The organism is Pseudomonas sp. OVF7 (assembly GCF_030644265.1).
GTDB lineage: Bacteria > Pseudomonadota > Gammaproteobacteria > Pseudomonadales > Pseudomonadaceae > Aquipseudomonas > Aquipseudomonas gorinensis.
On sequence record NZ_CP128996.1, the window covers coordinates 1,777,125 to 1,791,954 of the forward strand.

Consider the following 14,830-nt stretch of genomic DNA (forward strand, 5'->3'; position numbering starts at 1 on the left):
GCCCCCTCCCACATTTTGATTTGTGAATACATTCAACCTGTGGGAGGGGGCTTGCCCCCGATAGCAGTCTTGAATATTACGAATACCTCAGGGCATGCGCCGGCTCAATCTTCGCCGCCCGATACGCCGGGTAAATCGTCGCCAAAAAGCTCAACACAAACCCTGCCGAGCAAATCAACAACACATCCCCACCTTGCAGTTCCGAAGGCAGGTTACTGACGAAATACACGTCTGAACTGAAGATATGCTGCCCGGTTACCCGCTCCAGCCAGCCCACCAGCTCACTGACGTTCAGTGCCGCAATCACCCCCAGCACGCCGCCGATCAAGGTACCCACGATCCCGATCACGGTACCCTGCACCATGAAGATCGCCATGATCTGCCCTGGCGTGGCGCCGATGGTGCGCAGGATCGCGATGTCCGCGCCCTTATCGTTCACCACCATGATCAGCGTGGCGATGATATTGAACGCGGCCACGGCGACGATCATCAGCAACAGCAGGCCGATCATGGTCTTTTCCATTTTCATCGCACTGAACAGGCTGCCCTGGGTGTGGGTCCAGTCGTCAGCCTTGTAGGCCGCGCCCAGGCTGCTGGCAATGTCCGCCGACACCTTGGGCGCTGCGTACAAGTCCTTCACCGCCAGGCGCACGCTCTGCACCTGGTTCGGCTGCCAATGCTGGATTTCCGCGGCGTCGGCCATATGGATCAAGGCCATGGAGCCATCCAGCTCGGCGCCGACCTTGAAGATGCCGACCACATTCAAACGCTGCATGCGCGGCGTGATGCCACCCGGCGCGCTGCTGATTTCCGGAACGATCAGGGTCAGCTTGTCACCCACGTTCAGGCGAAAACGCCGCGCGGTGATCTCCCCCACCACCACGCCAAACTCGCCGGGCTTCAGGTCTTCCAGTTTGCCCTTGACGATATGCTGGGCCACGATCGACACCTTGCCTTCCTGGGCCGGGTCGACGCCACTGATCTCGATCGGCTGCATCGCCCCCTTGTAGGAAAACATACCATCCATCTGTGTGAACGGTACGGCGGCAGTCACTTCGGGATTCTTCATCGCGGCGGCGGCCACCGGCTGCCAGTCGTCGATCGGGTTCACGCCGACGATAGTCGCGTGGGGCACCATGCCGAGGATGCGCGAGCTCATTTCACGCTGGAAGCCATTCATCACCGACAACACCACGATCATCGCCAGCACGCCCAAGGCGAGGCCGATCATCGAGGTCATCGAGATAAACGAAACAAAACGGTTGCGGCGCTTGGCGCGGGTATAGCGCGTGCCGATGAAAATCGATAACGGTCTGAACATTCGCTTGCACCGCCTGAAAAAATGAAAAAGCCCGGCGCCCGGCGCCAGGCTTGAAACAGGTCAGATGGCGACCAGATGACCTTCCTGCAGGTGCAATACGCGGTCCATCTGCCGGGCCATGCTCATGTCATGGGTCACCACCAGGAACGCGGTGCGCATCTGGGTGCTCAGCTCCAGCATCAAGTCCTTGATGCCCTGGGCGGTGTGGGAGTCGAGGTTGCCGGTGGGCTCGTCGAGCATCACCAGGCCTGGGTTGTTCACCAGGGCACGGGCAATCGCCACACGCTGACGCTCGCCACCGGACAATTCGGCCGGTTTGTGCTCCAGGCGGTGGCCGAGGCCGACACGCTCCAACAGGGCCTTGGCCCGCTGGCGTGCTTCCGGGATCGCGGTCTTGCCGATCAACAACGGCATGCACACGTTTTCCAGGGCGGTGAATTCCGGCAGCAGGTGGTGGAACTGGTACACAAAGCCCAGGGAGCGGTTGCGCAGTTGGCCACGGGCCTTTTCATTCAAGGCAGACAACTCTTCGCCGGCCAGCCATACGCTGCCCTGGGACGGCGTATCGAGGCCGCCCAACAGGTTAAGCAAGGTGCTTTTGCCGGAACCGGAACTGCCGACGATTGCCACGCGCTCGCCGGGGTGCAGTTCAAGTTGCAGGTTGGACAGCACCACAACCGATTCCGGGCCTTCCTCGTAGGATTTGCCCAGGTTGCGGCAGCTCAGGATTGCTTTTTCACTCATGCCCGATTCACTCATAACGTAAGGCCTGTGCTGGCTGGGTACGTGCCGCGCGCCAGGCTGGATACAGGGTGGCAAGGAAACTCAGGACCAACGCGGCGCCGCCGACCATCAGCACGTCTGGGGCCTGAACCTGGGACGGCAAGTAGTCGATGAAGTAGACGTCAGCGTTGAGAAACTTGTGGCCGATCAGGGTTTCCAGACCGGCGATGGCGGCGCTGACATTCAGCGCGGCCAAGATCCCGACGACGGTACCGATCAAGGTGCCGACCACGCCGATCACCGTGCCCTGCACCATGAAGATCGCCATGATCTGCCCCGGCGTGGCGCCCAGCGTCCGCAAGATAGCGATATCGCCCTTCTTGTCGTTCACCACCATCACCAGGGTGGAGATGATGTTGAAGGCCGCAACGGCGACGATCAGCAGCAGCAGCAGGCCGATCATGGCTTTTTCCATGCGGATGGCCTGGTACAGGTTGCCGTGGGTACGGGTCCAGTCGCGGGCGTAGTACTGGCTTTCGCCCAGGTGCTGGGCGATTTCCCAGGCGCCGCGCGGTGCGTCGAACAGGTCATTGAACTTCAGGCGCAGGCCCTGCACCTGGTCTGGCTGCCAACGTTGCAGGCGAGCCAGGTCGGTGAGGTTGGTCAGGCCGAGATAACCGTCAATCTCGCCGGCGCCGACGTGGAAGGTGCCCACCACGGTAAAGCGCTTCATGCGCGGGAACATGCCGGCGGGAGTCACGGTGACTTCCGGGGCGACGAAGGTCAGCTTGTCGCCAATGCCCACGCCCAGCTTGGCCGCGGCCTTGTCACCGATCACGATGCCAAAGCTGCCGGGCGACAAGTCGTCCAGTTTGCCCTGCAACATGAACTTGTCGATGATCGAGACCTTGCGTTCCTGGACCGGATCGATGCCATTGAGCAGGATCTTCTGCACCTTGCCGTCGTTGGTCAGCAGCCCCTGCATCTGGGTGAACGGCGCAACCGCCAGCACCTCGGGGTTCTGCTTGACCTTGTCGGCCAGGCTTTGCCAGTCGCTGATCGGTTCACCCGACTCGATGGTGGCGTGGGGCACCATGCCCAGCACGCGGGTACGCATCTCATGATCGAAGCCGTTCATCACCGACAGCACCACGATCATCACGACCACGCCGAGGGCGAGACCGATCATCGAGGTCAAGGAAATAAACGACACAAAATGATTGCGACGCTTTGCACGGGTATAACGCGTGCCGATAAATACGAAGAGAGGTCTGAACATGTCGGGGCTTGTTCGGAGGAAAAGAAGACGTCCCGGTGGCGGGGTCTGGTAAGCAGCTTTACACTCAGACCATTACCGTTACCTGGGGTTCGCCATGTCGACATTAGATGAAGAAGAGCGCCGCGAATACTACCGTATCGACGACATGATCGCACTTCAAATCAAAAGCCTGTCTGCCCCGGAAGCGGCGAGCAAGGAAGTGTTGCTGGATGCTTCCCCACTATTTAATCTGCTCAGTGAACTGCACCTGAGCGAATTCGAAGCCCAGCACCTGTTACGTCAGCTCAGTGATAAAGATCGTACCCTCGCGGCCTTCCTCAAAGTCCAGAACAAACGCCTGGACCTGCTTAGCCAAATCATGGCGCAAAGCTTGCGCGATGAAGTCGGCGCCCCACAGCCGGTGATCATTTCCGAAGGCGGGATCGACTTCCAGCACCCCACGCCCCTCGCCATCGGCGCTCACCTGGCAGTCAAGCTGGTGCTGATGCCCCAGGCACTCGGCCTGCTGCTGCGCGCGCGCGTTACCCATTGCGACCCCAAGGGCGACGGTTTTGACGTGGGCACGGAATTCGAATCCATGACCGATGCCCAACGCCAATTGCTGGCGCGCTATATCCTGCAGAAGCAGGCACAGGAACGCCGCCTGGCGCGGGAACAAAGCGACGCCAAAGACACCTGAATTCGTATGACCCTGCCAGAAAACCTGGCGTAAAGGAGCAACTGTGACCCTGATCTACGGCCACCGCGGAGCCAAAGGCGAAGCACCGGAAAATACCCTGACCAGCTTCCAGCAGTGCCTCAAGCACGGTGTACGCCGCTGCGAACTGGATTTGCACCTGTCCATGGACGGTGAGCTGATGGTCATCCACGACCCAACCCTCAAGCGCACCACCGACCGGCGTGGCAAAGTCGTCGAGTATTCGGCGGCAGACCTTACGAAGATGGACGCGCGCAAAGGCGGCCCCGGCTGGGTCAACCCGTGCCCGATCCCGCGCCTGGAGGAGCTATTTGAAAAGTGCGACTTCGATCACTGGCAACTGGAAGTCAAAAGTGCCTCGCGCACCCGCGCCGCGACCACCGTGCTGGCGATTCGAGAAATGGCCGTGCGTTTCGGCATCATGGACAAGGTCACCGTGACCTCAAGCTCGCGGGAAGTATTAAAAGCGGCGGTTGAACTCACCCCAGACCTGTCACGCGGGCTGGTGGCGGAGTACGCCTGGCTCGATCCTTTGAAGGTCGCGCAAAACTACGGCTGTGAGTTTCTGGCATTGAACTGGACGTTGTGCACCCCCGAACGCCTGGAAAAAGCCCAGCGCCAGGGTTTGCACGTGTCCGTGTGGACAGTCAACGAACCTGCGCTGATGCGCAGGCTCGCCGACTTCGGCGTAGATAGCCTGATTACAGACTTTCCCGGTTTGGCCACTGCCACCCTCGAGAATTACTGAAATCGGTCTCCCCGGCCGGCTCAGGCCACCGGCCGGAGCCGCTCAAAAAAGCCGGTTGAGGCCATCATAGGCCGCTACCCGATAGGCTTCGGCCATGGTCGGGTAGTTGAAGGTGGTGTTGACGAAATACTTGAGGGTATTTTGCTCGCCCGGCTGGTTCATGATGGCCTGGCCGATGTGCACGATCTCCGAAGCCTGGTAGCCGAAGCAATGCACGCCGAGGACTTCCAGGGTCTCGCGGTGAAACAGGATCTTCAGCATGCCTTGCGGCTCACCGGCGATCTGCGCACGCGCCATGCTCTTGAAGAACGCCTTGCCCACTTCGTAAGGCACCTTGGCCTTGGTCAGTTCGTGTTCGTTCTTGCCGATCGAGCTGATCTCCGGAATCGTGTAGATCCCGGTCGGTACGTCGTTCACATAGCGCCAGCTGCCGTTGTCGACGATGCTGCCAGCGGCCGAACGACCCTGGTCATGGGCGGCACTGGCCAGGCTCGGCCAGCCGATCACGTCACCGGCGCCATAGATGTTGGTCACACAGGTGCGGTAGTTTTCGTCCACCTCGATCTGGCCACGGCTGTTGACCTTGACCCCGATGTTTTCCATGCCCAGCTTGTCGGTGTTGCCGGTACGGCCGTTGCACCACAGCAAGGCGTCGGCCTTGATCTTCTTGCCGGACTTGAGGTGCAGGATCACCCCGTTGTCCAGGCCTTCGACCCGATCGTACTCTTCGTTGTGGCGCACAGTGATGTTGTTGTTGCTGAAGTGGTAGCTCAACGCCTGGGAGATTTCCGAGTCGAGGAAGCTCAGCAACTGGTCGCGGTTGTCGACCAGCTCGACCAGCACACCCAGGCCGCTGAAGATCGAGGCGTATTCACAGCCAATGACGCCGGCGCCATAGATGATCAGTTTGCGTGGGGTGTGGCCCAGGCTGAGGATGGTGTCGCTATCGTAGATACGTGGGTGGTGGAAATCGATATCCGCCGGGCGATACGGGCGCGAGCCGGTGGCAATGATGATGTGCTTGGCCACCAGTTTCTCGACCACGCCATTGGCGCAGACCACTTCGACGGTTTGCTCGTCGGCGAAGCTGCCGGTACCGAAGAACAGGTCGACGCGGTTACGGGCGTAGTAGCCGGTACGCGAGGCGACTTGCTTGGAGATGACTTTTTCAGCGCTTTTCAACACATCCGGGAACGAGAACCAGCGCGGCTCGCCAATGGCCCGGAACATCGGGTTGGTGTTGAACTGCATGATCTGGCGAACGGAGTGACGCAATGCCTTGGACGGGATGGTACCCAGGTGGGTGCAGTTACCGCCGACCTGGCGACGGCTATCGACCATCGCCACCTTGCGCCCTGCCTTCGCGGCGTTCATCGCCGCACCTTCTCCAGCCGGGCCGGAACCCAGTACCACCACGTCGTAGTTGTAGACAGCCATGCGTACTCCTCAGAACAGGCCAGGCGTACGGTTGGACGCCTGGCTAAATCATGCCGCGGCCAGCGGTCATGAAGGACAATTTGGCTCAAGTGTGTGAACCGGGGCACAGTCTATATAAGGCTCAACGCCGCGCACATTAACCCTTGGTCGCGTCGTAGGCCAGTTTTGCCTTTACTACACAGCACTCGTTACGGTTTCACCGCCGTCAACTGCTCGAATGCGTTGTTACTGCGTGTGACGAAACCATCCCCCTCGCGCATCACAAAAAATGCCGCCACCTGGTGCTGCTCGGCGTATTCCCAGCCTTGCTGCGGCCCGAGGATCAGCAGCAGCGTGGACAGCCCGTCGGCCATCAGCGCCGATGGGTGCAACACGGTCACCGACGCCAGTTGATGAGTGATCGGTGCGCCGGTGCGCGCATCGAGGGTGTGGGAATAACGCCGACCATCCTGCTGGAAATAATTACGATAGTCACCCGATGTGGACACACCGAAGCCGTCAACGTTGATGATTTTTTCCGCGACCTGCAGGTCATCCCGCGGCTCTTCAAGCGCAATGCGCCACGCCGAACCATCAGGTTTTCGCCCGGCCGCCTTGAGTTCGCCGGTGGCCTCGGCCAGGTAGCTGCGGATGCCCAGGGCAGCCAGACGCTCGGCAATGCGGTCCACCGCGTAGCCGGCGGCGATACTGTTGAAGTCAATTTCGACGGCGGCGTCCTTGCACAACTGCTGGCCATCGATACGCAGGTGTTGGTAGCCGACCTGCTCGCGGGCCTGGGCCAGGGTCGCGGCGTCGGGGACTTTGACCTGGCGAGCCTGGGGGCCGAAGCCCCACAGGTTGATCAGCGGCTCGACGGTCAGGTCAAAGGCACCGTCACTGGCCTGGGACAATTGCTCGCCGGTGCGCACCAGTTGCAGGATCGATGCGGGCATGGGCTGGCAACTGTGGGCCGGCAATTGATTGAAACGCTCGATATCGGAGTCACTGCGGTAGGTCGACATCTGCCGGTCGACCGTTTGCAGGATGCTTTCCACCTCGCGCTGGACCGCCTCCGGCCCCGGGGTAGCGGATGTCCTGACGTACTGGATTGAATACGTACTGCCCATGGTCGGGCCGCCAAAGTGCTCCAGCGTGTCGCCGCCACACCCTGCCAGCAGCACACACCCCCAAAAAATCGCCAGTTGCCTCAGGTTGTCCATAAAGCGCTTCGCCGTCCAAAATTGAATTAACCTGCAGGCAGTCACCCCTTCAGGACGGGCCATTATGCGGCATGTATTGATCTGTTTATTGTTGATGCTCACGGTCCCGGCCCAGGCCAATGAGGCAGATCGTCTCACCCTGGCAAACTTCCCCGCGCACTCCCCGACGCTGGTGCTGAAAAACCAGACGGTGCTGACGTATCTCTGGGCGGATGTCTACGCGGCCGCGCTGTATGCCCCGGCCAATGCAAGCGCCAAGCAGGCCTGGGACCAGCAACAGGACCTGCGCCTGGCGCTGTACTACTTCCGCGATATCGACCGCAACGATGTAATCAAGGCCGCCACGACCACCCTGACGCGCCAGCAGCCCCCAGACGCCCTCGCCCGCCTGAAGCCTGAGGTGGACAAGCTGCACGGCACCTTCCGCGATATCCGCAACGGTGACCGTTACGCGCTGGAGCTGCATCGAGGGCGTGGCTTGAGCCTGGAGATCAACGGCCAGGTGGTGTTCAGCAGTCGCAATGACGAGTTGGCCAAGGCTTACCTGGGCATATGGCTCGCACCAAACGGCCTGTCCGACAGTGTGCGCAACACCCTTCTCAATTGAACCCACACTGATCTCTTTCCAGCGCGACGCCTGCGGCAATTAGCCCGCTTGCCAACGGTTTCTGTTGCCTGTAGAGGCCGATACACATACTGTTACAAAACTGCTCAATATTACAGCCAGGACGAGTAGCGACCCAGGACTACCCATAAGAAAGCCAGATGAGTGAATGACCATGGCCACGACCACGGGCAAAGGCAAAGCGATCTTTCGCGTTGTCAGCGGTAACTTCCTTGAAATGTTCGACTTCATGGTCTACGGCTTCTACGCCACGGCCATCGCCAAGACCTTCTTCCCCACCGACAGCGCCTTCGCCTCGCTGATGCTGTCCCTGGCCACCTTCGGCGCCGGCTTCCTGATGCGCCCGTTGGGCGCCATCTTCCTCGGCGCCTACATCGACCGCCACGGCCGCAAGAAAGGCCTGGTGATCACCCTGGCGCTGATGGCCGCCGGTACCATCCTGATTGCCTGCGTCCCCGGGTATGCCACCCTGGGCGTCGCCGCACCCTTGGTGGTGTTGCTGGGCCGACTGCTGCAAGGTTTCTCGGCGGGTGTCGAGCTCGGCGGCGTGTCGGTGTACCTGGCGGAAATCGCCACGCCCGGCCGCAAGGGCTTTTTCGTCAGCTGGCAGTCCGCGAGCCAACAAGCGGCGGTGGTCTTCGCCGGCCTGTTGGGCGTCGGCCTGAACCACTGGCTCAGCCCGGAACAAATGGGTGACTGGGGCTGGCGCGTACCGTTCCTGATCGGCTGCCTGATTGTGCCGGTGATCTTTGTGATCCGCCGCTCGCTGGAAGAAACCCCTGAATTCCAGGCGCGTAAACACCGCCCCACCCTGCAGGAAATTGTGCGCTCGATTGGTCAGAACTTCGGCATCGTCATCGCAGGCATGGCGCTGGTGGTAATGACCACCGTGTCGTTTTACCTGATCACCGCCTACACCCCGACCTTCGGCAAGGCCGAACTGCACCTGTCAGACTTCGATGCATTGCTGGTGACGGTGTGCGTGGGCATCTCCAACTTTATCTGGCTGCCGGTGATGGGCGCGGTGTCCGACAAGATCGGGCGCAAACCGCTGCTGCTGGCGGCGACCATCCTGGCCATCCTCACGGCTTATCCAGCGCTGTCGTGGCTGGTGGCCAACCCGAGCTTCAGCCATCTGCTGATTGTGCTGCTGTGGTTGTCGTTCCTGTATGGCTCGTACAACGGCGCCATGGTGGTGGCGCTGACCGAGATCATGCCGATCGAGGTGCGCACCACCGGATTCTCCCTGGCCTACAGCCTGGCAACGGCCACCTTTGGTGGGTTTACGCCGGCAGCCTGCACTTACTTGATCCACGTGCTGGATAACAAGGCGGCGCCGGGGATCTGGCTGAGTGGCGCGGCAGTGCTGGGGTTGATTGCGACCCTGGTGCTGTTCAAGGGCAATCGGCATGAACTGCGCACGGCGCAGGCTTCGGTGGCTGGCGGCGCCTGATCAAGAGGCCCGACCGGCTACCACAGAACCTGCAGACATGAAAAAGCCCCGAACCAGTCGGGGCTTTTTCATATTCTGCTGATGCTTAGCGCGGGAATGCCGGCGGGTTGACCCCAGCCATGTCTTCCATCACGCGAACCACCTGGCAGCTGTAGCCGAACTCGTTGTCGTACCACACGTACAGCACAACGCGGTTGTCCTGGCTGATGGTCGCTTCGGCGTCGACTACACCCGCGTGACGCGAGCCAACGAAGTCGGTCGATACCACTTCCTGCGAATTAACAAAGTCGATTTGCTTATGCAGATCGGAGTGCAGCGCCATGTAGCGCAGGTACTCGTTCATTTCTTCACGGGTAGCGGCCTTCTCAAGGTTCAGGTTGAGAATGGCCATCGACACGTTCGGCGTCGGCACACGGATCGCGTTACCGGTCAGCTTGCCAGCCAGCTCAGGCAGGGCCTTGGCAGCGGCGGTGGCAGCACCGGTCTCGGTGATCACCATGTTCAACGCGGCGCTACGGCCACGGCGATCGCCCTTGTGGAAGTTGTCGATCAGGTTCTGGTCGTTGGTGTACGAGTGAACGGTTTCGACGTGGCCGTTAACGATGCCGAACTTGTCATTCACTGCTTTCAGCACCGGCACGATGGCGTTGGTGGTGCAGGAAGCGGCGGACACGATCTTGTCGTCAGCGGTGATTTCAGTGTGGTTGATGCCGTGAACGATGTTCTTGAGCTTGCCTTTGCCAGGCGCGGTCAACACGACACGGGCGATACCCGGGCAGGTCAGGTGCTGGCCCAGGCCCTCGGCATCACGCCAAACACCGGTGTTGTCCACCAGCAGGGCGTCCTTGATGCCGTACTGGGTGTAGTCCACCTCAGTCGGGTTCTTCGCGTAGATCACCTGGATCAGGTTGCCGTTGGCGGTGATGGTGTTGTTTTCTTCGTCGATGACGATGGTGCCGTTGAACGGGCCGTGTACCGAATCGCGACGCAGCAGGCTGGCGCGCTTGGTCAGGTCGTTCTCGGCGCCTTTGCGCACCACGATGGCCCGCAGGCGCAGACCGTCGCCGCCACCGGTTTTTTCGATCAGGATGCGCGCCAGCAGGCGGCCGATACGACCGAAGCCGTACAGCACCACGTCGGTGCCTTTGCGGGCCGAGGCGTTTTGCTGGCCAACCACGTCGGCCAATTCTTCGCGGACGAACTGCTCGGCGGTACGGCCATTGCCTTCGTTGCGGAATTTATAGGCCAGCTTGCCCAGGTCCACCGAAGCCGCGCCGAGCTTGAGCTCGCTCATGGCCTTGAGCAGGGGGAATGTTTCGTGGACGGAGAGTTCGCTGTCGTCGGCAGAACGATGGCGAGCAAAGCGATGCGCCTTGAGAATCGCGATGACTGACTGGTTGATCAGGCTGCGGCCATAGATCGAGCTCACCACATTGTTATTGCGGTACAGCTGACCGATAAGCGGGATCATCGCTTCTGCGAGTGCTTCACGGTCGATCCATTCACCAAGACACTGGTCGGGCTTCTGAGTCACGGGAACCTTCCACATGTAGGGGCTGAAAAAAGGGGCTACATTATGCCGCCCGACCGCCCCCGGAGCAATGCGCCTCCTACAACAAAAAGCCCCACCCTGAAAAAGCCACCCCGCTGCAGCCCAGTAAATACGCGGGTTTCAGAAGGCCACTAGTGGAGCGAGTCAGGCGACTTGTCCGTAACCCTCCGAAAACCACGTACATTTTGGCACTACATATTGAGTCAAAACCCGGCATTGTTTGTCTTAGCCACCACATTTCCTACAAACCGTAATAGGCACAGTCAGCAACTGACAGGCGGCACCTTGGGCCGTTACAATTACCGACTTTGTCGCAACGCTTGGAGCTCAACCTTCCGTGCCCGTTCTGCGTCTACCGCTACTCCCTGCCGCGGCAGGTAAACAGCACTGGGGCAACCTGCCCGGTGCCGCCCTGAGCCTGGCCATTGCCGAGGCTGCCAGCGCAGCCAAGCGCTTTACCCTGCTGCTCACCGCCGACAGCCAAAGCGCCGAACGGTTGGAGCAGGAGCTGAGCTTCTTCGCCCCCGATTTGCCGGTGCTGCATTTTCCTGACTGGGAAACCCTGCCCTACGATCTGTTCTCGCCGCACCAGGACATCATCTCCCAGCGCATCGCCAGCCTGTACCGCCTGCCGGAACTGGCCCACGGCGTGCTGGTGGTGCCGATCACCACCGCCCTGCACCGCCTGGCGCCGACCAAGTTCCTGCTGGGCAGCAGCCTGGTGCTGGATATCGGCCAGAAGCTCGATGTGGAACAGATGCGCACGCGCCTGGAAGCCAGCGGCTACCGTTGCGTCGACACGGTGTACGAACACGGTGAGTTCGCGGTACGCGGTGCGCTGATCGACCTGTTCCCGATGGGCAGCAAGTTGCCGTACCGCATCGACCTGTTCGATGACGAAATCGAGACCCTGCGCACCTTCGACCCGGAGAACCAGCGCTCCATTGATAAAGTCGAGTCGATCAAGCTGCTGCCGGCACGGGAATTCCCGCTGCAAAAGGACGCGGTGACCCGCTTCAAGGCGCGCTTTCGTGAGCGCTTCGACGTCGACTTCCGTCGCTGCCCGATCTTCCAGGACCTGAGCAGCGGGATTACCCCGGCCGGTATCGAGTACTACCTGCCGCTGTTCTTCGACGAAACCTCCACCCTCTTCGATTACCTGCCTCAGGACACTCAGGTGTTCTCGCTGCCTGGCATCGAGCAAGCGGCGGAAAACTTCTGGAACGATGTGCGCAACCGCTATGAAGAACGCCGCGTCGATCCATCCCGTCCTTTATTACCGCCCGCCGAGCTGTTCCTGCCGGTGGAAGACTGCTTCGCCCGCCTGAAAAACTGGCCGCGCGTGGTCGCCAGCCAACAGGACGTGGAGCCCGGCGTCGGCCGTGAGCGCTTCCCCGCGCACGTGCTGCCGGACCTGGCGATCCAGGCCAAGGCCAACCAGCCCCTGGAAGCACTGTCCAACTTCCTTGGCGACTTCTCTGGCCGCGTGCTGTTTACCGCCGAATCCGCCGGCCGTCGCGAAGTCCTGCTTGAACTGCTCGAACGCCTGAAGCTGCGTCCGAAAACCGTCGACAGCTGGCCGGACTTCGTCGCCAGCAAGGACCGCCTGGCGATCACTATCGCGCCACTGGATGAAGGTTTGCTGCTGGACGATCCGGCCCTGGCGCTGATCGCGGAAAGCCCCCTGTTCGGCCAGCGCGTGATGCAACGTCGCCGTCGCGAAAAACGCGCCGACGCCAACAACGACGCGGTAATCAAGAACCTCACCGAGCTGCGCGAAGGCGCGCCGGTGGTGCATATCGACCACGGTGTCGGTCGCTACCTGGGCCTGCAGACCCTGGAAATCGACAACCAGGCCGCCGAATTCCTCACCATGGAGTACGCCGAAGGCGCCAAGCTCTATGTACCGGTGGCCAACCTGCACCTGATCGCGCGCTACACCGGCAGCGACGACGCTCTGGCGCCATTGCACCGCCTGGGCTCCGAAACCTGGCAGAAAGCCAAGCGCAAGGCCGCCGAACAGGTGCGCGACGTCGCCGCCGAGTTGCTCGACATCTATGCGCGGCGTACGGCGCGCGAAGGCTACGCGTTCGCCGACCCGAAAGCCGACTACGCCACCTTCAGCGCCGGCTTCGCTTTTGAAGAAACCCCAGACCAGCAAACCACCATCGAAGCTGTGCGCGCCGACATGCTCGCGCCCAAGCCGATGGACCGCCTGGTGTGCGGCGACGTGGGCTTTGGCAAGACCGAAGTGGCCATGCGCGCAGCCTTCATCGCGGTGCACGGCGGCAAACAAGTGGCGATCCTGGTACCCACCACCCTGCTCGCCCAGCAGCACTACAACAGCTTCCGCGACCGCTTTGCCGACTGGCCGGTGACCGTGGAAGTGATGAGCCGCTTCAAGTCGGCCAAGGAAGTGAATGCCGCCGTCGCCGACCTGGCGGAAGGCAAGATCGACATCGTGATCGGTACGCACAAGCTGTTGTCGGACGATGTGAAGATCAAGAACCTGGGCCTGGTGATCATCGACGAAGAACACCGCTTCGGGGTGCGCCAGAAAGAACAGCTCAAGGCCCTGCGCAGCGAGGTGGACATTCTCACCCTCACCGCCACACCGATTCCGCGCACGCTGAACATGGCGGTGTCGGGCATGCGCGACCTGTCGATCATCGCCACGCCGCCGGCACGCCGACTGTCGGTGCGCACCTTCGTGATGGAGCAGAACAAAAGCACGGTCAAGGAAGCCCTCCTGCGCGAATTGCTGCGCGGCGGCCAGGTGTACTACCTGCACAACGACGTGAAGACCATCGAGAAATGCGCGGCCGAACTCGCCGAACTGGTGCCGGAAGCACGCATTGCCATCGGCCATGGGCAGATGCGCGAACGCGATCTCGAACAGGTGATGAGCGACTTTTATCACAAGCGCTTCAACGTGCTGATCGCCTCGACCATCATCGAGACCGGCATCGACGTGCCGAGCGCCAACACCATCATCATCGAACGCGCGGACAAGTTCGGCCTGGCACAACTTCATCAGTTGCGCGGCCGGGTCGGGCGCAGTCACCACCAGGCGTATGCCTACCTGCTGACACCACCGCGCCAACAAATTACCGGCGACGCCGAAAAGCGCCTGGAAGCCATCGCCAACACCCAGGACCTCGGTGCCGGTTTTGTGCTGGCCACCAACGACCTGGAAATCCGCGGCGCCGGCGAACTGCTCGGCGATGGCCAGAGCGGGCAGATCCAGGCCGTGGGTTTCACCCTCTATATGGAGATGCTCGAACGCGCGGTGAAAGCCATCCGCAAGGGCGAGCAACCGAACCTCGACCAACCCCTGGGCGGTGGCCCGGAGATCAACCTGCGCCTGCCGGCGTTGATTCCCGAGGACTACCTGCCGGACGTGCATGCGCGGTTGATCCTGTACAAGCGCATCGCCTCGGCCACCGACGAAGAAGGCCTCAAGGACCTGCAGGTGGAAATGATCGACCGCTTCGGCCTGTTGCCCGAGCCGACCAAGAACCTGGTGCGCCTGACCTTGCTCAAATTGCAGGCCGAGCAACTGGGGATCAAGAAGGTCGACGCGGGGCCGCAAGGCGGGCGCATCGAGTTCGAAGCGCAGACGCCGGTGGACCCGTTGGTACTGATCAAGTTGATCCAGGGCCAGCCCAACCGCTACAAGTTCGAAGGGGCTACGCTGTTCAAGTTCATGGTGCCGATGGAGCGCGCCGAAGAACGCTTCAATACCCTGGAGGCGCTGTTCGAGCGCCTCATCCCGAAATCTGTTTGAAGGACGCCC

11 protein-coding genes are annotated in these 14,830 nt (G+C 61.2%); 5 read left to right on the forward strand and 6 right to left on the reverse strand.

Annotated elements, in window-relative coordinates:
• Positions 1 to 76: 76 nt before the first annotated feature.
• The 3 genes from QU606_RS07960 to QU606_RS07970 are packed head-to-tail and all read right to left on the reverse strand — an operon-like array spanning position 77 to position 3,323.
• Positions 77 to 1,321, reverse strand: coding sequence for a lipoprotein-releasing ABC transporter permease subunit (locus tag QU606_RS07960; protein WP_024074098.1), 1,245 nt, complete (start codon positions 1,319 to 1,321; stop codon positions 77 to 79).
• A gap of 60 nt (positions 1,322 to 1,381) precedes the next feature.
• Entirely contained in the window at positions 1,382 to 2,065 is a 684-nt protein-coding gene (gene lolD / locus QU606_RS07965; RefSeq protein WP_024074097.1) for a lipoprotein-releasing ABC transporter ATP-binding protein LolD, read from the reverse strand.
• A gap of 7 nt (positions 2,066 to 2,072) precedes the next feature.
• Positions 2,073 to 3,323, reverse strand: coding sequence for a lipoprotein-releasing ABC transporter permease subunit (locus QU606_RS07970; RefSeq protein ID WP_024074096.1), 1,251 nt, complete (start codon positions 3,321 to 3,323; stop codon positions 2,073 to 2,075).
• A 94-nt stretch (positions 3,324 to 3,417) separates the two neighbouring features.
• Between QU606_RS07970 and QU606_RS07975 the strand changes: the two genes are divergently transcribed.
• Both QU606_RS07975 and QU606_RS07980 read left to right on the forward strand, forming a co-directional pair.
• Positions 3,418 to 4,002, forward strand: a complete 585-nt coding sequence (locus QU606_RS07975; protein WP_024074095.1) for a PilZ domain-containing protein — start codon at positions 3,418 to 3,420, stop codon at positions 4,000 to 4,002.
• A 43-nt stretch (positions 4,003 to 4,045) separates the two neighbouring features.
• Positions 4,046 to 4,768, forward strand: coding sequence for a glycerophosphodiester phosphodiesterase family protein (locus QU606_RS07980; RefSeq protein WP_024074094.1), 723 nt, complete (start codon positions 4,046 to 4,048; stop codon positions 4,766 to 4,768).
• 42 nt (positions 4,769 to 4,810) lie between these two features.
• Here the strand turns inward: QU606_RS07980 and sthA are convergent, their stop codons facing one another.
• Together sthA and QU606_RS07990 are read right to left on the reverse strand one after the other, a co-directional pair.
• A complete protein-coding gene (sthA, locus tag QU606_RS07985) occupies positions 4,811 to 6,205 on the reverse strand; it encodes a Si-specific NAD(P)(+) transhydrogenase (RefSeq protein ID WP_024074093.1) in 1,395 nt (464 codons plus the stop codon).
• A gap of 188 nt (positions 6,206 to 6,393) precedes the next feature.
• Positions 6,394 to 7,404 carry an FAD:protein FMN transferase gene (locus QU606_RS07990; RefSeq protein WP_024074092.1) on the reverse strand — a complete coding sequence of 337 codons (1,011 nt, stop codon included), beginning with the start codon at positions 7,402 to 7,404 and terminating at the stop codon, positions 6,394 to 6,396.
• Between the two features lie 64 nt (positions 7,405 to 7,468).
• Between QU606_RS07990 and QU606_RS07995 the strand changes: the two genes are divergently transcribed.
• Entirely contained in the window at positions 7,469 to 8,011 is a 543-nt protein-coding gene (locus QU606_RS07995; protein WP_024074091.1) for a chalcone isomerase family protein, read from the forward strand.
• Between the two features lie 172 nt (positions 8,012 to 8,183).
• Positions 8,184 to 9,482, forward strand: a complete 1,299-nt coding sequence (locus QU606_RS08000; RefSeq protein ID WP_041161119.1) for an MFS transporter — start codon at positions 8,184 to 8,186, stop codon at positions 9,480 to 9,482.
• Between the two features lie 85 nt (positions 9,483 to 9,567).
• On the opposite strand, the gene QU606_RS08005 is transcribed toward QU606_RS08000, so the two are convergent.
• Entirely contained in the window at positions 9,568 to 11,031 is a 1,464-nt protein-coding gene (locus QU606_RS08005; RefSeq protein ID WP_024074089.1) for a glyceraldehyde-3-phosphate dehydrogenase, read from the reverse strand.
• Between the two features lie 340 nt (positions 11,032 to 11,371).
• Between QU606_RS08005 and mfd the strand changes: the two genes are divergently transcribed.
• Positions 11,372 to 14,821 carry a transcription-repair coupling factor gene (gene mfd, locus QU606_RS08010; protein WP_304998275.1) on the forward strand — a complete coding sequence of 1,150 codons (3,450 nt, stop codon included), beginning with the start codon at positions 11,372 to 11,374 and terminating at the stop codon, positions 14,819 to 14,821.
• The last annotated feature ends 9 nt before the right edge of the window (positions 14,822 to 14,830 follow it).